General features: G+C 63.4%; 18 protein-coding genes. 3 read left to right on the forward strand and 15 right to left on the reverse strand.

Features of this window, described 5'->3' with window-relative positions:
• Positions 1-508 precede the first annotated feature (508 nt).
• Entirely contained in the window at positions 509-2,470 is a 1,962-nt protein-coding gene (locus tag NKH12_RS23880) for a M23 family metallopeptidase (RefSeq protein ID WP_352955407.1), read from the forward strand.
• A 26-nt stretch (positions 2,471-2,496) separates the two neighbouring features.
• Here NKH12_RS23880 and NKH12_RS23885 read toward each other — a convergent pair whose 3' ends face one another.
• From NKH12_RS23885 to NKH12_RS23925, 9 genes are all read right to left on the reverse strand, one after another.
• Entirely contained in the window at positions 2,497-4,056 is a 1,560-nt protein-coding gene (locus tag NKH12_RS23885) for an MFS transporter (RefSeq protein ID WP_352955408.1), read from the reverse strand.
• A 117-nt stretch (positions 4,057-4,173) separates the two neighbouring features.
• On the reverse strand, positions 4,174-5,640 hold the full coding sequence (locus NKH12_RS23890; RefSeq protein WP_352955409.1) for a L,D-transpeptidase family protein: 1,467 nt from the start codon (positions 5,638-5,640) through the stop codon (positions 4,174-4,176).
• Positions 5,641-5,891: 251 nt separating this feature from the next.
• Positions 5,892-6,257, reverse strand: a complete 366-nt coding sequence (locus NKH12_RS23895) for an MmcQ/YjbR family DNA-binding protein (protein ID WP_352955410.1) — start codon at positions 6,255-6,257, stop codon at positions 5,892-5,894.
• Positions 6,258-6,297: 40 nt separating this feature from the next.
• Positions 6,298-8,904, reverse strand: coding sequence for an ATP-dependent chaperone ClpB (gene clpB / locus NKH12_RS23900; RefSeq protein ID WP_352955411.1), 2,607 nt, complete (start codon positions 8,902-8,904; stop codon positions 6,298-6,300).
• 224 nt (positions 8,905-9,128) lie between these two features.
• The gene (locus NKH12_RS23905; RefSeq protein ID WP_352955412.1) at positions 9,129-10,094 is read right to left on the reverse strand and encodes a DUF4167 domain-containing protein; all 966 of its coding nucleotides are present in this window, start codon (positions 10,092-10,094) and stop codon (positions 9,129-9,131) included.
• A 301-nt stretch (positions 10,095-10,395) separates the two neighbouring features.
• A complete protein-coding gene (prmC, locus tag NKH12_RS23910) occupies positions 10,396-11,274 on the reverse strand; it encodes a peptide chain release factor N(5)-glutamine methyltransferase (protein WP_352955413.1) in 879 nt (292 codons plus the stop codon).
• Positions 11,267-12,346 carry a peptide chain release factor 1 gene (gene prfA / locus NKH12_RS23915; protein ID WP_352955414.1) on the reverse strand — a complete coding sequence of 360 codons (1,080 nt, stop codon included), beginning with the start codon at positions 12,344-12,346 and terminating at the stop codon, positions 11,267-11,269. The genes prmC and prfA overlap by 8 nt, the downstream gene beginning before the upstream one ends.
• A gap of 8 nt (positions 12,347-12,354) precedes the next feature.
• Positions 12,355-14,625 (reverse strand): phosphoenolpyruvate--protein phosphotransferase, encoded by a 2,271-nt coding sequence (ptsP, locus tag NKH12_RS23920; RefSeq protein ID WP_352955415.1) that lies wholly within the window; start codon positions 14,623-14,625, stop codon positions 12,355-12,357.
• A 181-nt stretch (positions 14,626-14,806) separates the two neighbouring features.
• Positions 14,807-16,060 (reverse strand): aspartate kinase, encoded by a 1,254-nt coding sequence (locus tag NKH12_RS23925; RefSeq protein WP_352955416.1) that lies wholly within the window; start codon positions 16,058-16,060, stop codon positions 14,807-14,809.
• Between the two features lie 336 nt (positions 16,061-16,396).
• On the opposite strand from NKH12_RS23925, the gene ubiG reads away from it, so the two are divergent.
• Positions 16,397-17,146, forward strand: a complete 750-nt coding sequence (ubiG, locus tag NKH12_RS23930) for a bifunctional 2-polyprenyl-6-hydroxyphenol methylase/3-demethylubiquinol 3-O-methyltransferase UbiG (RefSeq protein WP_352955417.1) — start codon at positions 16,397-16,399, stop codon at positions 17,144-17,146.
• Positions 17,147-17,173: 27 nt separating this feature from the next.
• Here the strand turns inward: ubiG and NKH12_RS23935 are convergent, their stop codons facing one another.
• On the reverse strand, positions 17,174-18,103 hold the full coding sequence (locus NKH12_RS23935) for a DMT family transporter (RefSeq protein ID WP_352955418.1): 930 nt from the start codon (positions 18,101-18,103) through the stop codon (positions 17,174-17,176).
• Between the two features lie 102 nt (positions 18,104-18,205).
• Between NKH12_RS23935 and NKH12_RS23940 the strand changes: the two genes are divergently transcribed.
• Positions 18,206-18,691 carry a MarR family winged helix-turn-helix transcriptional regulator gene (locus tag NKH12_RS23940; protein ID WP_352955419.1) on the forward strand — a complete coding sequence of 162 codons (486 nt, stop codon included), beginning with the start codon at positions 18,206-18,208 and terminating at the stop codon, positions 18,689-18,691.
• A gap of 23 nt (positions 18,692-18,714) precedes the next feature.
• On the opposite strand, the gene NKH12_RS23945 is transcribed toward NKH12_RS23940, so the two are convergent.
• The 5 genes from NKH12_RS23945 to grxC form a co-directional block, all read right to left on the reverse strand.
• Positions 18,715-18,993, reverse strand: coding sequence for a helix-turn-helix domain-containing protein (locus tag NKH12_RS23945; protein ID WP_027153345.1), 279 nt, complete (start codon positions 18,991-18,993; stop codon positions 18,715-18,717).
• Positions 18,962-19,237, reverse strand: a complete 276-nt coding sequence (locus NKH12_RS23950) for a BrnT family toxin (protein ID WP_352955420.1) — start codon at positions 19,235-19,237, stop codon at positions 18,962-18,964. Before NKH12_RS23950 ends, NKH12_RS23945 begins: the two co-directional genes overlap by 32 nt.
• A gap of 149 nt (positions 19,238-19,386) precedes the next feature.
• Positions 19,387-19,812: a DUF1178 family protein gene (locus tag NKH12_RS23955; RefSeq protein ID WP_352955421.1), complete on the reverse strand. Its 426-nt coding sequence runs from the start codon at positions 19,810-19,812 to the stop codon at positions 19,387-19,389.
• Positions 19,809-20,690, reverse strand: a complete 882-nt coding sequence (locus NKH12_RS23960) for a carbon-nitrogen hydrolase family protein (protein WP_352955422.1) — start codon at positions 20,688-20,690, stop codon at positions 19,809-19,811. Before NKH12_RS23960 ends, NKH12_RS23955 begins: the two co-directional genes overlap by 4 nt.
• A gap of 10 nt (positions 20,691-20,700) precedes the next feature.
• Positions 20,701-20,970 (reverse strand): glutaredoxin 3, encoded by a 270-nt coding sequence (gene grxC / locus NKH12_RS23965; RefSeq protein ID WP_095493379.1) that lies wholly within the window; start codon positions 20,968-20,970, stop codon positions 20,701-20,703.
• Between the last annotated feature and the right edge of the window lie 19 nt (positions 20,971-20,989).

The raw sequence follows: 20,989 nt of genomic DNA on the forward strand, positions 1-20,989 counted from the left end.
CGAGGTCGTGGCCCGTACGCTTGTGGCTCGGGGCCGTTCGAGTGTCGCTCACGCGGCTCTCTTGAATTTCGCAGAGGGCAGATCTAGAAGCGAACTTCTTCGTCGCCAGCGGCGCGCCGCCCTCGTTGGTGAGGCGTATATAGTCGGCAGGCGTCCAAAGTGTCAACAACGATTTCGGTCTTTTTTGAATTTTTTGCGACGAAAGATTGCGGCGCTGATTTCAGTAGCCGACTTCCGCGGCGGCATGGGGATAACAAAGCCGACTACCACCACGGAGCCCTATTGCCGCCGTATTGCGGTTTGACACCAAGGCCAACGAGCAGGCGCATGCACCACCGGCGCGGCACCCTTATAAAAGACTGTAAGAGAGTCACTAAGAGAGAAGTATGACTGGGGATTTCGCCCGAAGCCAGGCGCTTCGTTGACTTCGCCCGCCGTGACAGGCAAATGTCATGGCCACAACAAAAGCGACAAGCCGTCCCGCCCGGGGAAGAAGCAGCCCTTCTGGATGCCAGATACGGAAAATGTCATAGCCGAACTCGGCAACGAGCCGCCGCTGATTGCGGACGGTCGCAGTGGCCCGCCTGACCGGCGCGAGGTTTCGGCACGCTGGCTGTCGGGCACTTTTCTTACGGGCGTGACGTCGAGCGTGCTGATGGGCGTGGCACTGTTCGCGGCCCTTGACGGCCGTCAGCAATTGGCAACGCCGCCCGAGATCGCCGAACTGATCAGCCTTGCAAGAGGCGACGATTCCGGCGAGATCGCCAAGACCACCAGGGTGGTGGCGCCGCGCCGGATCGCCAAGGCCAAGGACCGACGGCGCATGGAAGTGTCGATGGTGACCAAGGTCGGCGACCGCGACGTCATCCACACCATGCCTTTCGTGCAGATCAAGATGGCGCTTGCCGCCGGGCACACGACCAGCCGCGCCTATCCGCCTTTCAATCCCATGCAGGTGTTTGGCGATGACCGCGACGGCAATGCCGGTCAGCCGGCGACCGCCGCCGCCGGCCAGATCTATGGCGCCAAGGTCGAAAGCGAGATGAGCCTGAAGACGGTCGATTTCCCGATCGAGTCGGCGGCCTTCGACGAAAAGAGTGACTTGTCCGCCGACGAGGTGGAAAAGGTGGTGCGCCAGGCTGGCACGGGTCTGAGCGACGGCGCCGTTCAGGTCGCGTCGCTGCATTATGTCGACCCGCAGCGATTCGGCGATGCATTCGCCGAGAGCATGGCCGGCTCCTACGACGTCAGGATCGTTCCGGAAAACGTCTCGGTGTCGCCGCGTGCTTCCCCCGACGATCAGGCGCCGGCCTTCGCCGAGGAGATCATCCCCTTCACCAGGGACCGCGACATCGTCGAGGCCTTCGGCGATTCGGGCTATACCGGCGAGGACGCCACCGGCATGGCCGAGGCGATCGCCAAATTGCTGAATGCGACAGCGCTTAAGGCGGGAACCGTGCTGCGCGTCGGCCTCGAGATCCATGGCGACGCCGCCAAGGTCGTTCGCACCGGCATTTACGACAGGGCCCAGCATATCGTCACCGTCGCGCTCGACGATCACGGCCAATATGTGCCGGCGCAGGAGCCGGAGCCCAATCCCGAATTGCTGACCGCATTCGACGATTCGCCGCCGGTGGTGGTGCGCGGCAATCTGCCGAACGTCTATGATGGCATCTATCGCGCCGCCTACTCCTACGGCATGTCCAAGGCGATGACCAAGCGGCTGATCAAGCTCCTGGCGTCCGGTGTCGATTTCCAGTCGCGGCTCAATCCGTCGGACCGCATCGAGGTGCTGTTCTCACAGCCGGACGGCGACGACCAGGCATCCGACGAATCCGAGCTGCTCTATGTCTCGGCGACCTTCGGTGGCACGACGCGCAATTTCTACCGGTTTCAGATGCAGGACGGCAGCACCGACTATTTCGACGAGGACGGCCGCAGCGCCCAGCAATTCCTGCTGCGCAATCCCCTGCCCGCAGGGAAATTCCGCTCCGGCTTCGGTGCCCGCAGGCATCCGATCCTCGGCTATGTGCGCATGCACACCGGCGTCGATTGGTCAGCCTCCATCGGCACGCCGATCATCGCCGCCGGCAATGGTATCGTCGAGAAGGCCGGCTGGGCCGGCGGCTATGGCAAACAGATCATCATCCGCCACGCCAATGGCTACGAGACCTCCTACAATCACCAGAGCGCTTTTGCCAAAGGCATCGCGCCGGGCGTCCGCGTCCGCCAAGGCCAGACTATTGGCTTTCTCGGCCAGACCGGCCTCGCCACCGGTCCGCATCTCCACTACGAGCTGATCGTCAACGGCACCAAAGTCGATCCGATGCGCGTTCGCCTGCCGGTCGGCAAGGTGCTGAAGGGCGACGACCTCGTCGCCTTCAAGCGCGAGCGCGGGCGCATCGATGACCTGCTCAAACAGGAAGACAGTGATTCGCTGAAGGTCGCGAGCGCCAAGATCGAAGGCTGAGCTGATCTTGGAGCCTTCCGGGCTCCTCAGCTCTGCCGAGTCTCAGATCCACGCGGCCATGGCAGTCGCTCACCGGAAACAGTCATCCACGCCACGATCGCCGAGAGCAGGCAAAGCAGCGCGGTCGCCAAGGCGACGGCCGCGAAGGCTGCGTCGCTGGCGGCAAGCCTTGCTGTATCGAGATCCGGCGCCAGGCCCGCCAGCGCCGGTTCGCCGAAACCCGGAATGCCGGATGCGGCACCGGTGTTCAGCGCTGCCGCATAGACCCAGGCCGCCAATGACCCCATCGCCGCCACCGCGATCAGGCCGCCGATGCGCGAGACGGCATTGTTGATTCCCGAAGCAGCACCCGTATCCTTGTCCTCGACCGCCGTCATCACCGCCGTCGACAGCGGCGACACGACCAGCGCCATGCCGAGCCCCATCAGCGCCATCAGCGGAAACACTCCCCACCAGAAACTGTGGATGCCGGCATAGGCCGCCAAGGCAAGGCCGGCAAAGGCGGCAGCGACGACAAGACTGCCGCTGGCGATCGGGAAACGCGGACCGATCCGGTCGGACCACTGGCCGACCGGCCCCGACAACAGCGCGATCAAGACCGACAGCGGCAGGAAGATGAAGCCGACCTCGGCCGCGCTCAGCCCCCATCCGGCGATGAGCAGCATCGGCAGATAGAACAGGTTGGCCGACAGTGCGAAATAGAGGAAGAAGGTCGCCACATTGGCGCCGGCGAAGGCGCCGACCCGAAACAGCGAGAGATCGATCATCGGTTCGCGCTGCCGGCGCTCGAAGACGATGAACACGATGAGCAGCACCGCGCCGGCGGCAATGCTCGGGCCGGACATTTGACCCCCGCCCTCTGCGCTCATCGAAGTCAAGCCGTAGGCAAGCGCTCCGAACGCGAAGGTGGCGAGGGCAGCGCCGCCGAGATCGAGGCTGCGCTTTTCCGTCGGTGCGTCGGCCGGGACCTTGGCGAGCAGGAGGTAGATCGAGACAAGACCAAGCGGCAGATTAATCGCGAAGATCGCCCGCCACATGCCGTCGCCGAAGGCCGACAAGACAACGCCGCCCAGCACCGGCCCAAGCGCCGTCGTCAGCGCCGAGGCCGCCGCCCAGATGCCGATCGCCCTGCCGCGCTCCTTCTTCGGATAGGCCTTGGCGATAATGGCGAGGCTGCCCGGCACCATAATGGCAGCACCGATGCCCTGAATGGCGCGAAACGCAATGAGCACCGGCGGGTTCGGCGCCACCGCGCAGGCAAGCGAGGCGGCAATGAACAGCGCGATGCCTGCCACGAAAGCATGCCGCAGGCCAAAACGGTCGCCGGCGGCGCCGCCGACAAGGATGAGTGCCGAAAGCGTCAGCGCATAGGAGTTTGAAATCCACTGCGCCTCGGCGAAACTGGCGCCAAGATCGACGCGGATCGCCGGCGTGGCGATGGCCAGGATCGAACCGTCGATGAAGCCGAGCGCGGAAGCCAGGATCGCCGCGATCAGCACGAAGCTGCGCTGCGATTGCGGGCAAAACGTGTCGGCTGGAAGAGAGCCGGTCAGGGAGATGGCAGCGGCTTCGCTTGGAGACTTCATGCAGCCTGCTTAGACCTCAGATCCGCCGGCAACAACCGGCCAGAGGGTTGCTGTCGTTGAAACCAGAACAGGATCGGGACCTTTATGGCACCGACCACGGCTCCTTCACGATGGCGCTCACTCGATGAATTCCACCGTGACGCCCGGCGAGACGATTTTTGCCAGTTCGCGCGCGTCCCAATTGGTGAGCCGCACGCAGCCATGGCTTTCGGTCTTGCCAATCTTGGAGGGATCGGGTGTGCCGTGAATGCCGTAGGTCGGCTTGTCCAGCGCAATCCAGACCGAGCCGACGGGGCCGTTCGGGCCCGGCGGGATGGTCAGGATGCTGTTGTTTTCGCCCTGCTTGAAATTGATGTTCGGATTGTAGGTGTAGTTCGGATCTAACGCGACCCGCGACACCGCATGCGTGCCGGTTGGCGAAGGCGTGTCCGCCGAGCCGATGGTGGCCGGATAGGCCGCGATTAGCTTGCCCGACGCGTCATAGGCGCGGACCTGCTTCTTGCCCTTGTCGGCGATGATGCGCGTCACCGGCTCCGCCACCAGCCTGCCGAAATTGGCGACCTTGATGATCGTGCCTGGGCGGTTGAAATTGGCTTCCGGATTGAGCGCCTTCAGATAGTTCTCGTCCATATGGAACCGCTCGGCCAGCGCTTCGGTGACGGAGGTGTAGCTCAGCCGGTCGAGCTGCGCCTTCTGGCCGTAGTCTTCCGGCACCGAGGCGACATAGGGGCCGGCCGCATCCTCGGGCGTGATGCTGTAGGAGGCGAAGGCATCGCCGCCGGACTGCTCAAGGGCTGCCTGGATGCCGACCACATCGGTCGACCGCAGATTACTGCCGGTGATCTCGTTGTAGGCGGCGAGCGCCTTGTCGACATTCGAGCCGAAGCGCCCGTCGACGACGCCGGGCGAAGCGCCGGCGCGGTCGAGCAGCACTTGCAACGCAGCAACATCCTGTCGTGCACCGAGTGAAAGCGAAGGATCAGTGACGGTCTTGCCGCCGATCTTTGGCGGCAATGCCGCCTGATCGCCCGGCGCCGTCGGCTCGACCGGTTCGATCGAAGCCTCGTCGAGCGGCTGGCGTTTGACGGTGCGCGGCTTTATCGGCTGAGGCGCTTCCGGAAAATCGTTGCCATAGCTGCCGTCATCGCGCGGTGCTTCGGGAAAAGCTTCCACCGAATTGTCGCTGTAGGGATCGTATTCGTCGACCGGCGGTATGACGATCAGGCCTTCCTCCTCCAATTGCCTGCGGCGCAAGCGCGCCGCGTCTTCCGGGTCGTCGAGATAATAGCGATCATCCTCGACCGGTCCGAGATTGCGCAAGCGCTCGCGGCGGAGCGCGCGGCGGTCGAACCTGGTCTGCGGCGGCTGGATGGCGAGGACCTGGCCGGTTTCCGCATCGACGATGACGCGGTTTCCTCTGGCGTCGTAATAGACGTCGAAATCGCCGTTCTGGGCGACCAGCACACCACCGGCATCGGCGGCACGGGCAGATCGCGGCGCGATGTCTTCCGTCGGCGCGGCCATTGCGCTCGAAGAAAGCAGCCCGGCGGCGAGCGCCGAAAGGGTGAAGATCGTGCGGAACATGTTGGCCAAATTCTCCGGTCCGTAATTGCCGCCGCCCGGCGTTGTCTCTATTAGAGCGCCGCGCGCCCCTTCGGACGCAAGGACGCTCCAACACTTAAAATCTCCGCTTCGTGCTTTCCGAAAAATCGAATTCGATTTTCGGGCCTATGCGGCAGGCGAATCCCTTCGCCAGCAAATCAGTTGCCGACCATAAGGTTCCAACATGAACCGGGCATGAAGATGGCGGATTTCTGGCGGTGGGGGCAACATAATTAGCTGGTGGCGAGTCCCAATTCCTTGCGCGCCTGCTTCGTCAGCTTGAGCACGACAAGGCGATGGCTTTCGCGCAGATAGTCCTTCAGCGCGTCATCGTCCATGCTTTGGCTTGTCTGGCGCTGGATCCATTTCATGCCGCGTGAAGCAAGATAGGGCGCGGGCCGAAGGCCGGGCTGTTCCTTCAAGACGTCATAAGCGATGTCGGAGCACTTGAAGGTGACGAACGGCTCCTTGCCCTCGCTCCAACCGCCGATCGCAAAGACCTTGGCTCCGACCTTCCAGACATGGGCGCCGCCCCACTGGACGACATGGCTCGTCGACGGCAGCGAGGCGCAGAAGCTGTTGTAATCATCCAGCGTCATCTACGCCCCGCTTTATGTTTAATTATGTGGCGGCCTCGAATCAGGCCGCCGCTTCGGTCGCCACGACCGTCGGCTTCGAGCGGAAGTTCAACCGGTCGGAACCTGCTGTGACCTTGACGGTCGAACTGTCGAGGACGTCGCCGAGCAGGATCTTTTCCGCCAGCGGGTCCTGCAGTTCCTGTTGCATCACTCGCTTCAGCGGCCGCGCGCCATAGGCCGGATCGTAGCCCTTGGCCGCCAGCCAGTCGATCGCCTCCTGGTCCAGCGAAAGCGTGATCTTGCGATCGACGAGCAGGTTTTCCAGCCGCTTGAGCTGGATTTCGACGATGCGGCCCATATTCTGCCGGCGCAGCCGGTGGAACAGGATCACCTCGTCGACGCGGTTGAGGAACTCCGGCCGGAACGACGCCCTGACGACGCTCATCACCTCGTCGCGTACGACGTCGACGTCCTGGTTCTCGCCGAGATTGACCAGATATTCGGCGCCGAGGTTCGACGTCATGATGATCAGCGTGTTGCGGAAATCGACCGTGCGGCCCTGCCCGTCGGTCAGGCGGCCGTCATCGAGCACCTGCAGCAGCACGTTGAACACGTCGGGATGCGCCTTCTCGATCTCGTCGAACAGCACGACCTGGTAGGGCCGGCGTCGCACCGCTTCGGTCAGCGCGCCGCCCTCCTCATAGCCGACATAGCCGGGAGGCGCGCCGATCAGCCGGGCGACCGAGTGCTTCTCCATGAATTCCGACATGTCGATACGCACCATGGCGCTCTCGTCGTCGAACAGGAAGCTGGCGAGCGCCTTGGTCAGCTCGGTCTTGCCGACGCCCGTCGGCCCGAGGAACATGAACGAGCCGATCGGCCGGTTCGGGTCCTGCAGGCCCGCGCGAGCACGGCGAACGGCTTTCGACACGGCCTGCACCGCTTCGCCCTGGCCGACGACGCGCTTGCCGATCTCGTCTTCCATGCGCAACAGCTTGTCGCGCTCGCCTTGCAGCATTTTGTCGACCGGAATGCCGGTCCAGCGCGACACGATATGGGCGACGTGATCGGGAGTGACCACTTCCTCGACCATGCCGACCTTGCCGTCTTGCGCCTCGGCCTGCGTCAGCTTCTTCTCGAGTTCCGGAATCTTGCCATAGGCCAACTCGCCGGCGCGCTGGAATTCACCCTTGCGCTGGGCGATGGCGAGCTCGTTGCGCGCCTCGTCGAGCTCTTTCTTCAGGTCCGCGGCGAGCCCGAGCTTCTGCTTCTCGGCCTGCCACTTCGAGGTCAGCTCCGTCGATTCTTCCTCCAGGGCCGAAAGATCCTTTTCGAGGCGGGCGAGCCGGTCCTTCGACGCATCGTCCTTCTCGACTTTCAGCGCCTCACGCTCGATCTTGAGCTGCATGACACGGCGGTCGATCTCGTCGAGCGCTTCGGGCTTCGAATCGACCTGCATCCGCAGCCGCGACGCGGCCTCGTCGACAAGGTCGATCGCCTTGTCCGGCAGGAACCGGTCGGCGATATAGCGGTTGGACAGCGACGCTGCCGCGACCAGCGCCGAATCCGAGATGCGCACCTTGTGGTGCTGCTCGTATTTTTCCTTCAGGCCGCGCAGGATGGAGACGGTGTCTTCGACGGTCGGCTCATTGACGAAGACCGGCTGGAAGCGGCGCCCAAGGGCCGCGTCCTTCTCGACATGCTTGCGGTATTCGTCGAGCGGAGTCCCGCCGACGCAGTGCAGTTCGCCGCGTGCCAGCGCCGGCTTCAACAGGTTCGAGGCATCCATGGCGCCATCCGCCTTGCCGGCCCCGACCAGCGTGTGCATCTCGTCGATGAACAGGATGATGCCGCCAGCGGCAGCCGTAACTTCCGAAAGCACCGCCTTCAGCCGCTCCTCGAATTCGCCGCGATATTTGGCGCCGGCGATCAACGACCCCATGTCGAGCGCCATCAACTGCTTGTCCTTGAGCGATTCCGGCACGTCGCCGTTGACGATGCGCAACGCCAGCCCTTCGGCGATCGCCGTCTTGCCGACGCCGGGTTCACCGATCAGCACCGGATTGTTCTTGGTGCGGCGCGACAGCACCTGAATGGTGCGGCGGATCTCGTCATCGCGGCCGATGACCGGGTCGAGCTTGCCGGCGCGGGCGTCGGCGGTGAGATCGCGCGCATACTTCTTCAGCGCATCATAGCCCTGCTCGGCGCTCGCAGAATCGGCGGTGCGGCCCTTGCGGACCTCGTTGATCACCTGGTTCAGCGCCTGCGGCGTCACGCCGGCCTTGGTCAGGATATCGGCGGTCTTGGCGGATTTCTCGACCGCCAGCGCCGTCAGCAGCCGCTCAACCGTGACGAAGCTGTCGCCGGCCTTCTTGGCCAATTCCTCGGCGGTCGAAAACACTTTGGCCAGCGGCTGCGCCAGATAAAGTTGGCCGTTGCCGCCTTCCACCTTGGGCATTGCCTCAAGTGCCGTCTCGACGCCAAGCTTGACGTCGCGAACGTTGCCACCGGCACGCTCGATCAACGACGCGGCCAAGCCCTCGTCGTCGTCGACGAGCACCTTCAGTATATGTTCGGGGGTGAACTGCTGGTGGTTGCGCGAGAGCGCCATGGTCTGCGCAGACTGGATGAAGCCGCGCACGCGCTCGGAGTATTTTTCAAGGTTCATATCTGTCTCCTTCCGTCACCGGCCCGCTTTGCGGCACCGGATCAGATTGCGGTGACGGACCCGCCCGTTTGAGCCGGGTCCTGTTCACGCGAGATATGGTGCGCAAGCCACGGCCCCTCAAGACGTCCGATAAAGGCGAACGCATAATATTCCACGGGCGCGCGCAAAACAAAAACGGCGGAGATTTCTCTCCGCCGTCCAAGATGTCTGAAAGCCTTGCTCGATCAGTTGTTGACGTCGACGATGGCGGGCTCGCCACCGGCGTCTTCCGCCGGAGCTGCATTCCCATTATCGGCGCCAGCATTGTCGTTGCCGCCATCCACCTGGTCAGCATTGACGCGCGGACGGCGCGGACGCCTGGGGCGGCGGGCAGCGCCGCTTTCGGCAGCTGCTTCGTTCATCTCGGCCTGGGCAGTGAGAGCCGCCGGCGAAAAGTTTTCGAACTGCGGCGCGGGTTCGGCCACAGAAGCAGGCTCAACCGGAGACACAGCTTGCGCCTGTACGGGCGTTTCGTTCTGTACCGGTGTCTCGTTGCGCCGGTTTTGATCGCTGCGCTGTCCGCCTTGCTCGCCGCGCGCACCATATTCGCCGCGCTGGCCGTTCTGCCCGTAGCCGGCATTGGGGCGACGGTCACGATGGCGGCCGCCATTGTTGTCGCGCCCACCATTATCGCGCCCATCGTTATCGCGCCCACGGTTATCGCGATTGTCACGGCCGTTTTCCTGGTTGAACGCCAACTCGGCTGGCGTGCCGTCGATGACCGGCTGCGGGCCGGCACCGTGGTTGACCACCGGAGTCGCCGTTTCACCGACGTTGCTGTTGCCGGCATTGTCGAACTCGTCGCGATCTTCGTCGCCGTCATCGTCGAAATCGTCGCGATTCTGCTGAGCGCTCTGGATCGGTATCTGCGCCTGCGCGGCAGCGATGATGCGATTGTAGTGCTCGGCGTGCTGAAGATAGTTTTCCGCCATCACCCGGTCGCCGGAGCTTTGCGCGTCACGGGCAAGGGTCGCGTATTTTTCGGCGATCTGCTGAGCCGATCCGCGGATCTTCACGTCCGGACCGTTGCTCTCGTAGTTGCGCGTCAGGGGATTTGGGCCCTTGCGGTTGTTGTTGTTATTATTGTTGTTACCACCGCCGCCGCTATTGTTGCGACCGCGCATGCGCCTGTTCTGCTGTTGTGGCCTCATTCGACTCTCTTCATTTTGAAATTTTCGAAAACTCTTCACGAACGGAGGCGCTCATGCAGCCAGCCGTTTCGTCTCTTCACCGGCGTTCGCCCGCATCGATTGCGTTGGCGCCACGTGTCATCCTGTTCCGGTTACATCACTTGTCGGACGATTCCCGCACGAAGCTTGGGCGTCGTTTGCGCAAGAAGGCAGCTATTTCCAAGGAAACCGAATCGCTAAGAGCACTGCCTGCTTCGTCTCATCCGGTTAAGGCGACCCTAGCCGCATTCCCCGGCATTGCCAAGCGTTTTTTCGCACTGCATCACGGCTTTGTCAGTTCAAAGATCAGAACCCTGTCGTTTCCGCCAAGATCGCGAAAAACCCCGGCCGAACCGTAGCCGGCTGCGGAAAATATGTCGGTGACCTCTTGGCGTTGCGTGTGGCCGATCTCGACCGCAATCCTGCCCTCGGCTTCCAAAAAACCTGCCGCCTCGGCGGCAATGACCCTGTAAGGACTAAGACCGTCCACGCCGCCATCGAGGGCTTGGCGTGGATCGAAATCGCGGACTTCGTCCTGCAGATTTTCAATGTCTATGAAGGCTATATAGGGAGGGTTGGCGGCAATTACATGGTATCGGCCAAAAACTTTTTCGAACCAGTCGGATTTGAGCACCTGGAACCGGCTGGCCAACCCCAATTCCCTGGCATTGCGCATGGCAGTCGCCAGCGCGTCTTGCGAAATGTCGACCCCAGTGGCGCGTGCAGCCGGAACGGCGCTGAGCAGCGCCAGTGCGATGGCGCCGGTGCCGGTGCCGAGATCGAGGATGCGGCATTCGCCTTGCCGTTCCACTGTGGTCTTCACGAAGGGCAGCACCGCTTCGACCAGCGTTTCGGTATCTGGTCGCGGCTCCAGCGTTTCCGCTGAAAGCGACAGGCGCAAGCCGTAGAATTCACGATGGCCGAGGATGCGATGCACCGGCTCGCCGGCGATGCGCCGTCTCAAGGCTGCATCGATCGCGGCAAGCGCGCCGGCATCGACCCTGCATTCGGGATCGGCGATGGCTTGTGTGCGGGTGGTGCCGGAAAGATGTTCGACGATCCGTCTGGCATCCAGCGCCGGATCGACGACTGCGGCCGCGGCAAGGCGTGCCCGCGCCGCTTTCAGCAGTGGCCCGAGCGTACCAGGCAGATTGTCAGCCATCGAGGCCGATATCGGCGAGCAGCTTCGACTGGTGATCGGCCATCAGCGCGTCGACGATCTCGTCGAGTTCGCCCATCATTACGCGGTCGAGCTTGTAGAGCGTCAGATTGATGCGATGGTCGGTGACGCGGCCCTGCGGGAAATTATAGGTGCGAATGCGCTCCGAGCGATCGCCCGAACCGACCTGCGATTTGCGCGATTCGGAGCGCTCCTCGTCAGCCTTGCCGCGCTCGAGGTCATAAAGCCTGGCGCGCAGGATCTGCATGGCTTTTGCCCGGTTCTGGTGCTGCGACTTCTCCGCCTGCACCACCATGATGCCGGTCGGCAGATGGGTGATGCGCACCGCCGAATCGGTAGTGTTGACGTGCTGGCCGCCCGAACCCGAGGCGCGCATCGTGTCGATGCGGATGTCTTCGGCCCTGATGTCGATGTCGACCTCTTCCGCTTCGGGCAGCACGGCAACCGTCGCCGCCGAGGTGTGGATGCGCCCGCCGGCCTCAGTCGTCGGCACGCGCTGCACGCGATGCACGCCGGACTCGAATTTCAGATGGGCAAAGACCCCCTTGCCCGAAATGGCGGCGATGATTTCCTTGTAGCCGCCGACCTCGCCCTCGCTTGCCGACGCCGTCTCGAAACGCCAGCCGCGTGCCGCAGCGTAGCGTTCGTACATGCGAAACAGGTCGCCGGCAAAAAGAGCCGCCTCATCGCCGCCGGTGCCGGCGCGGATTTCGAGGATGGCATTCTTGTCGTCGGCGGCATCCTTGGGCAGAAGCAGGATCTGGATGTCCCCCTGCAGCGCTTCGATGCGTTCCCTGACCTCGGGCAGATCGGCCTCGGCCAATGCCCGCATTTCGGCATCGGTGCTTTTGTCGGCGAGCATTGCCTCCAGATCGGCCTCTTCGTGTTCTGCGGTGCGCAGCGCCCTGATCTTTGCCACCATCTCCTGGATGTCGGCATATTCCGACGCCATCTTGACATAGGCGTCCGCCGCCGGCCCGGCCGACATCTGCGCTTCGAGCATGTCGAAACGCTTGACGACTTGATCCATACGGTCGCGGGGCAGGTTGATCATGGCGAATGCTATAGCGGTATAGAGCGGTCGTCGGCAAAGGCCTGCAGCAGCGCCCGCATCGGCAACTTCTGGGACGGCGCCATGAGATTGTCGTCGAAAAACGCTTGCAGCTCGGCCAGCGGCAGTTCCGTCAGCATCGCCTTGACCGGACCGATCGAGGCCGGCGACATCGAGATCGATCGGTAGCCAAGGCCGATCAGCGCCATCGCCGAGATCGGCTTGCCGGCCAGTTCGCCGCACAAGGTCACCGGGGTATTATTGCGCACCCCGGCGTCGGCGACCTGTTTCAGAACGCGCAGGAATGGCGTCGACAACGTGTCGAAACGGTCGGAGAGCTGCGTGTTGCCGCGATCGACCGCCATGACGAACTGGAACAGATCGTTCGAGCCGACCGAGACGAAATCGACGGCCTTCATCAGCTCGTCGAGCTGAAACAGCAGCGAAGGCACTTCCAGCATCGCCCCGAGCTTCAGGCTGGTCGGCAAATGATGGGCAAAACGCGACAGGTGCCGCACCTCGCGATCGACGATTTCGCGCGCCTGCGCGATCTCGCCGAGTTCCGTCACCATCGGCAGCATCAGCTTTAGTTCACGCCCGCCGCAGGCCTTCAGAAGCGCGCGGATCTGGGTGCGCAACAGGCCCGGCCGGTCAAGCGTCAAGCGAATGGCGCGCCAGCCGAGCGCCGGGTTCTCTTCCTGAATCGTATCCTTGAAGTAGGGCAGCACCTTGTCGCCGCCGATATCGATAGTGCGGAAGGTCACCGGCTTGCCGCGCGCCGCGTCGAGCACGTCTCGGTAAAGCCGTTCCTGCGCTTCCGCACGCGGAAAGGTCGCGGCGACCATGAATTGCAGCTCGGTGCGGAACAGGCCGATGCCGGCGGCGCCCGCCTCGGCAAGCTGCGGCAGATCGACGGCCAGGCCCGCATTCATCAGCAAGTCGACCTGGACGCCGTCCCTGGTTACCGACGGCTTCTTGCGCAGTTCGCGGTAGACCTCCTGCCGCCGCGCCCGGAAGCGGACCTTTTCGGCATAGGCGGCTTCGAGGTCGGGCTGGGGGCGCAGGTGGATCGCGCCTTCTTCGCCGTCGACGATGATGGCGTCGCCGTTTTCCGCCATGGAAACGGCGCCCTTCATCTGGCCGGCCACCGGTATGCCCATGGCTCGCGCCACGATAACGACATGGCTGGTCGCCGCGCCGTCCTCCAGCACCACGCCGCGCAGCTTGTCTCTGGGATAATCGAGCAGTTCGGCGGCGCCCATCGAGCGGGCGACGATGATGGCGTCCTTCGGCAGCGAGGCCGCGACATCGTCCGGCCCGCGCCCCATCAACTGGCGCAGCAACCGGTTGGCGAGATCGTCGAAATCGCTCATCCGCTCGCGTAGATATGGATCGGTCATATGCAGCATGCGGGCACGCATGTCGCTCTGCACTTTTTCCACCGCCGCTTCCGCCGTCAGGCCGTTGCGGATCGCCTCTTCCAGCCGGCGCACCCAGCCGCTGTCGTTGGCGAACATGCGATAGGCTTCGAGCACCTGGCGATGCTCGCCCTCGAAAGCGACTTCGCGGCGTTCCAGCATATCGTCGATGGAGAGTCGGAGCGAACCAAGGGATGCATCGAGCCGCTTGATCTCCTCATCGCTGTCCTCGTTGAACAGATTGGTGACGACGATGCGCGGCTCGTGCAGCACGACATGACCGAGCCCGACGCCCTCGTTGAAGGACAGGCCGGTAAAGCTCACCGGGCGGCGCAGGTCGAGTTCGAGCCCGGGCCGTGTCAGCCGGGCAAGATCGCCGGTGGCGATCATCTCGGCAATCACCATCGCCGTCGTTTCCAGCGCCTCGACCTCGTCGTCGCGGTAGTGGCGCATGGTCTTGTTCTGGACGACCAGCACGCCGAGCGTGCGCCCTGCCCTGAGCACCGGCACGCCGAGGAAGGAATTGTAGATCTCTTCCCCCGTCTCCGGCAGGTAGGCGAAGGCTGGATGTTCCTGTGCGTTGGAGAGATTGAGCGGCCGTGCTGAGGCCGCGATCGTGCCGACGAGGCCTTCGCCCAGCCTGAGCTGCGCCAAATGGACGGCGTTCGGGTTCAGACCCTCGGTGCCATAGAGTTCGAGCACCGAATCGGCGCGCAGCACATAGAGCGAGCATACTTCGGCGACCATGTTGGAGGCGATGTCGCGCACGATACGGTCGAGCCGCTCCTGCGGCTCCAGCGGCTCCTGCATGAGCTCGCGAAGCCGTTTCAGCAAAACGCGCGGGCCGCCGGCCGTATCACGCATCGCGGCTTGTTCTCCAATGGACATTCTGCCCGCCGCAGTTTCTCCCGCGGCCGGCGCTCACGCAACAACTCAATTAGAGCGCCATGCATCCAATTGGACGCACAAAGGACGCTCTAAGACTTCGATCTGCTGCACCGTGCTTTCCGAGAATCGACTCCGATTTTCGGGCCGATGCAGTCTGCTACTGCTTATCCAGACCGTAGACGGAATGCAAAGTACGAACCGCAAGTTCGGTGTAGGGACCGTCGATCAGGATCGAAATCTTGATTTCGGACGTCGTGATCGCACGAATGTTGATCGATTTGTCGGCCAGCGCCTTGAACGCGGTGGCGGCGACGCCCGCATGGCTCCTCATGCCGATGCCGATGACCGAGACCTTCGACATGCCGGCTTCCGATTGCACGACGTCGTAGCCGATCGTGGCCTTCAGCCGCTCGAGCACGGCAAGCGCCTTGTCGACATCGCCGGACGGCACGGTGAAGGTCATGTCGGTGAACTTGCCGTCCTCGGAGATGTTCTGGACGATCATGTCGACATTGATGTTGGCTTCGGCCAGCGGCCCGAAAATGCCGGCGGCGACGCCCGGCCGGTCGCCGACACGGCGCAACGAAATCTGCGCTTCGTCCTTGGCGTAGGCAATTCCGGTGACGACCTGCTGTTCCACGATCTCTTCCTCGTCGCAAATAAGCGTTCCGGGCGGATTGAGCAAATCCCCCATTCCGGGCGCGTCGGGATCGTCGAAGGACGACCGCACGAAGGTACGCACCCTGTGCACCATGGCAAGCTCGACCGAGCGTACCTGCAGGACCTTGGCGCCGAGCGAGGCCATTTCAAGCATTTCCTCGAAGGAAATCTTGGCCAGCCGCCGCGCCTTCGGCTCGATGCGCGGATCGGTGGTGTAGACCCCGTCGACATCGGTATAGATGTCGCAGCGGTCGGCCTTGACCGCCGCCGCGATGGCGACGGCACTGGTGTCGGAGCCGCCACGGCCGAGCGTCGCGATGCGGTTGTCCGGCCCGATGCCCTGGAAACCCGCGACCACCGCCACCTGGCCCTCGCCGAAGCGCTTGATCAGGAACGCGCCGTCGATATCGAGAATGCGCGCCGCGCCATGTGCATTGTCGGTCTTGATCGGGATCTGCCAGCCTTGCCAGGAACGGGCATGGACGCCCATGTTCTGCAGCGCGATCGCCAGCAGGCCGGCCGTCACCTGCTCGCCGGAGGCGACGACGGCGTCATATTCGCGTGCATCGTGCATGGGCGAGGCTTCGCGCGTCCATTGCACCAGTTCGTTGGTCTTGCCGGCCATCGCCGAGACGACCACCGCAACCTCATGGCCGGCATCGACCTCGCGTTTGACGTGGCGCGCCACATTGCGGATGCGGGCGATGTCGGCGACGGAGGTTCCGCCGAATTTCATCACGATGCGCGCCATGGAAGCGAAATGCCTTTGACTGGATGCCTGGGCCGACGGCCGAAAAGCGGAAAGGGAGCGCCCGGCCGCGCCGGTCGCTGAATTCGCGGCCTCCTTAGCCAAATGCTTAGGGTTTCGCAAGGCATGCCGCCAGTCGCCGGTTGGGTGACAAGGCGCAGATCGCAGTCAGCGCCGCCTGGCATCATGAGCACTGCCCTGTCGACAGGCGAAACTGCTGCCTTGACATTCGCTGCCTCGCGACCGACTTCCTAGCGCACCAGAGCGCGATCAGCAAAAGTCGTATCCGGTTTTGCACCAGATCGCGCTCTGAACTTTTGAGTCTGCGGGAGACACGCCATGCCAGAACCCAGACGGTCGACGATCGATGCCGGAGAAGTGGAGCGTTTTTCCGCCCTTGCCGCCGAATGGTGGAATCCGAACGGCAAATTCCGTCCGCTGCACAAGTTCAATCCGATCCGGCTTGCCTACATACGCGACCAGGTGGCGACGCGCTTCGGCCGCGACCCGCGTGCGGCGCGGCCGTTCGAGGGCCTGCGCTTCCTCGACATTGGCTGCGGCGGCGGGCTATTGTGCGAGCCGATGGCACGGCTTGGCGCCGAAGTGGTCGGCGCCGACGCATCCGCCACCAACATCGAAGTGGCCAAGCTGCATGCGGCGGAGGTCGGCGTAACGGTGGGTTACCGTGCCACCACGGCGGAGGATCTGGCCGACGCCGGCGAGAAATTCGACGTCATCCTCAATATGGAAGTGGTCGAGCATGTCGCCGACATCGACCTGTTCGTGGGCAAATGCGGCGAGATGGTCAAGCCCGGCGGCATCATGTTCGTCGCTACCATCAACCGCACGCTGAAGGCGCTGGGTCTGGCCATCATCGGCGCCGAATATGTGCTGCGCTGGTTGCCGCGCGGCACCCACCAGTTCGGCAAGCTGGTGCGGCCAGACGAGCTGGAAAAGGCGCTTGCCGGCGCTGGCCTGAGCATCATCGACCGCACCGGCGTCGCCTACAATCCGCTCGCCGACCGCTGGCAGCGATCGAAGGACATGGACGTCAACTATATGGTGCTGGCGGAGAAGGCACCCGCCTGAACTTTGTCACGAGATGCCTGAACCTTCTCACGTCGCCACCTTCTCACCCGTCTGGCTCTGCGCCTTTGTGGTGATCTGGCTTTGCGCTTTCGTGGTGATGAACACGCCGGCGGTGATGATTATAGCACCCGCCCAGGTCAGCAATTGATAGTGCTCGCCGAGAAAGATCGTGCCGGCAAACAACCCGACCGCAGCCGCGACATAGCCGATCTGGCTGAGATAGACCGGGCCGCCGACCGCCTGCAGCCGGAAGAAGAAGGCGAACATCGCGGCGGCTGACGCGACCTGACCGACGACCACCAGCGGCACGCTGCCAAGCAGGGCGAGCGAACCGCCGCCTTGTAGCGTGAAGATGCCGCCAAGAAGCAACGCAGCCGATGCCAGATGGCTGCCGACGGCAAGCTCGATCGGTCCGGTCCCTTCGGGCCAGTCGACCGTGCGGTAGATGTTGCCGGCGGCAAGGCTGACCGGGATGAGCAGCCCCACCGCCACCCAGAAAAATTCGGCCGGCTGGCCGGCCTCGCCGCGCGTCACCGCCACCATGACAGCACCGACGAAGCCGACGGCAATGCCGACGACACCAAGCAGGTTGGGACGCCGGACGCCGAGCAGGATCGAAAACACCAGCGTGACCACCGGCGACAGCGTGAACATGATACCGGTGTAGCCGGCGCCGAGATGCGGAATGGCCGAGAACATCAAGAGATTGGGGAAGGCGTAGGATACTGCCGCGGTGACGAAGAAATAGCGTAGCCTGTGCGGGGTGAGCCGGATGCGCTGCCCGCGCAGCAGCAAGGCGCAGAAAAGCACGCCGCCGGCGCCGAGCGAGATGACGAGGGCCCAGACCATGGCGGAAACGCCGGCCGCCGTCGCGATCTCGCCGAATGGCAGCGTCAGGCCGAGCAGGCCGCCGGTGACGACTAAAAGGCCGAGCGCTGAATCCCAGAGAAGTTTCATTTTCGTAGCCCTGTCGCCTATTTGCGGCTCTTGGCCAGCACTGCATCTTGAGTTAAGATAACGCAAAGATTCTTAACGTCAAGATATTTAACGGTGAGATAGATGGATCGCGCAGCGAACGCCATCGAGCAGTGGAAAAGGGAGCGGCCGGATTTGGATGTTTCTCCGATGGCCGTGCTTGGACGATTGAACGAGGCCTCGTCGCTGATAGCACGAGAACGCCTCGCTCCGCTGTTTGCCCGTTTCGGTTTGCAGACCGGGGAATTCGATGTGCTGGCGACGCTGCGCCGTTCTGGATCACCTTATGCGCTGACGCCAACCGCCCTCTACGAAGCGACGATGGTGACGTCAGGTGCCATGACCAACCGGCTCGACCGGCTAGAAAAGTTAGGATTGATCATGCGCGGGCCGCATCCCAACGATCGGCGCGGGATTGTCGTGCAGCTCACTGCAAAAGGTCTCGCATTGATCGATGAGGCGGTCGCCGCTCACGTCGCCAACGAACACGAGGTACTTTCCGGCCTGACGCGCGCCGAACAAGAGACGCTTGCTCGCCTGCTTAAGAAGTTGCTAGGGAGCGTCAGCTAGTGGCGGCCGGCAGGCAACGCCAGCTATGCGACCGCCTTTGCCACCATGTCCGGATGCTGGCCGATCACCCGCACATAGGCGATGGCGAAATCCGGCGCGGTCGCCCGCGCCTGCTCCCAGTCGCGCAGCGTGCCTACCGGGACCCGGAAGCGGCTGGCGAACTCGGCTTGCGACAGGCCAAGCCCAGTCCTCGTCCTGCGGATCAGGCGGGCGCGCTGGCCCCGGTCCAGTGCTTCGGCCGTCACGTCGAAATCTTCGGCGTCGGTCGGGTCAGCGGGCAGCGTGATGTGTTCTTTCTTCACCCCTGTTGCTCCTTCTTACCGAGATGAAGCGAGGCACGTCGCCCCGCCAGACGAAAACGCCGGTGAACAGCTTCTCCCCGACGAAACCGACCACCTTGAACCGTTCCTCGCCGTCGATCTCGCGGATCGAGGGGATAATCAGGTGGTTGTCGTCCGCAAAAATCCGGTCGCCAAAGGCCAGCGGAAGCTTGTGCTTTTCGCGGTTGACCGCATCCTTGGCGGGGTCGAACCTGTCTTCCGTCATGAGGCTCGACTATACGGGATTCCCGTATTGGACGCAACCCTTTATCCGCTCGTGGGCTGACATCGGTTTTAGGATTTTGCGACAGAACGGCAGCTATGCAGATTTTGCGAAGCGGAATCCCGCCCGGTACCAACCGTCACACCAGTCCGTCAGTTACGATCCTCAGGAAATACCGGCACCGGCATGAATTCGACGCCGTCCTCGGCCAGGTTCTTGGCTTCCTCCAGCGTCGCCTCGCCATAGATGCCGCGCGGATCGCTCTCGCCGAAATGGATCTTGCGCGCTTCCTCGGCAAACTTTTCGCCGACATAGTCGGCGTTCTCGCGCACCTTCTCGGCCATGGCCTTCAATTGCGCCAGCGCCTGCTTCTGGGCCTCGCCCATCGCGAGTGCGATCTTCTCCTGCTTGCGACCGGTGGAGACGGCCGGCGCCATCAATGCCTTCTCTATCCTGTGCGAGCCGCAGGTCGGGCAATCGACGAAGCCACGCTTCTTCTGGGTGTCGAAATCGTCGTTGCTGCGAAACCAGCCCTCGAATTCGTGCTCGTGCTCGCAGATCAGGGAAAACCGGATCAAGATGCTGCACCCCTGAGCGGCAGTGCCTCAGCCTGTCCGCCGTTTACGGCAAAATCCCGCGCATTTTTCAGGTTTGGGATCTTCTTGCGCGCGGCGGCCGACTGCGCCGGGTCGATCTCGGCGACGATCACCGCCGGTTCGTCATGCGCCGCCTCGGCGACGATGCGGCCCCAGGGATCGACGATCAGCGAATGGCCATAGGTCTCGCGGCCGTCCTCGTGCAGTCCGCCTTGCGCCGCGGCAACGACATAGGCGCCGTTCTCGATGGCGCGCGCCCGCAGCAGCACATGCCAGTGCGCCTCGCCGGTCTGGCGGGTGAAGGCGGCGGGCACCGAAAGCACGTCGGCGCCGGCCAGCGCCTCGGCGCGGAAGAGCTGCGGAAAGCGCAGATCGTAGCACACGGCGAAACCCAGCCTCGCCCCATCGATCCCAGCGCCGCTGATCTCCGTAACGACGGCCTCGGTGCCCGGCTCGTAAGCGGCGGATTCGCGCCAGCTCTCGCCATTGTCGAGATCGACGTCGAACATGTGGATCTTGTCGTAGGTAGCAATCGTGGCGCCGTCCGGCCCAAACAGAAGCGCACGGTTGGCGAGCTTGCCGTCGGCGCGCAGGATGGCGGTCGAGCCGATATGCAGGAAGACGCCAAGTTCTTTCGCCAGCTTGCGCGAGGTCGAGACGATGATGTCCTTGTCCTCGGACGTGAACGAGGCGGCCCGCGCCTGGCTGTCGCGGATCAGCGCACCGGTCATTTCCGGTGACTGGATATAGGTCGCGCCCTGGCCCGCGGCCTCGCGCACCAGCCGCTCCAGATCGACCGCGTTGCGCTCGGGGCTGGTGCCCGAACGCATCTGGATCGCCGCCGCCTTGAAAGCACCCATCGTCATATCCTCAATTCGTCGAGCCATTGGCGAGCAGACGGTCCAGCCGGCCCTCCGCCTCCAGTTCGTGGAGATCGTCGGAGCCGCCGACATGCGTATCGCCGATGAATATCTGCGGAAAGGTCGAGCGGCCATTCGCACGGGAAATCATTTCCCGGCGCAGTTCCGGCGAGAAGGAGGCATCATGCTCGGTGTAGGCGACACCCTTGCGCTCGAGCAGCCGCTTGGCCGCCATGCAATAGCCGCACATCATCCGTGTATAGATCGTCACGTCGACCATCGGTCAGCAATCCTGCCTT

Origin of the sequence: Mesorhizobium sp. M1322, from assembly GCF_040318085.1 — a bacterium.
Taxonomy (GTDB): Bacteria; Pseudomonadota; Alphaproteobacteria; order Rhizobiales; family Rhizobiaceae; genus Mesorhizobium.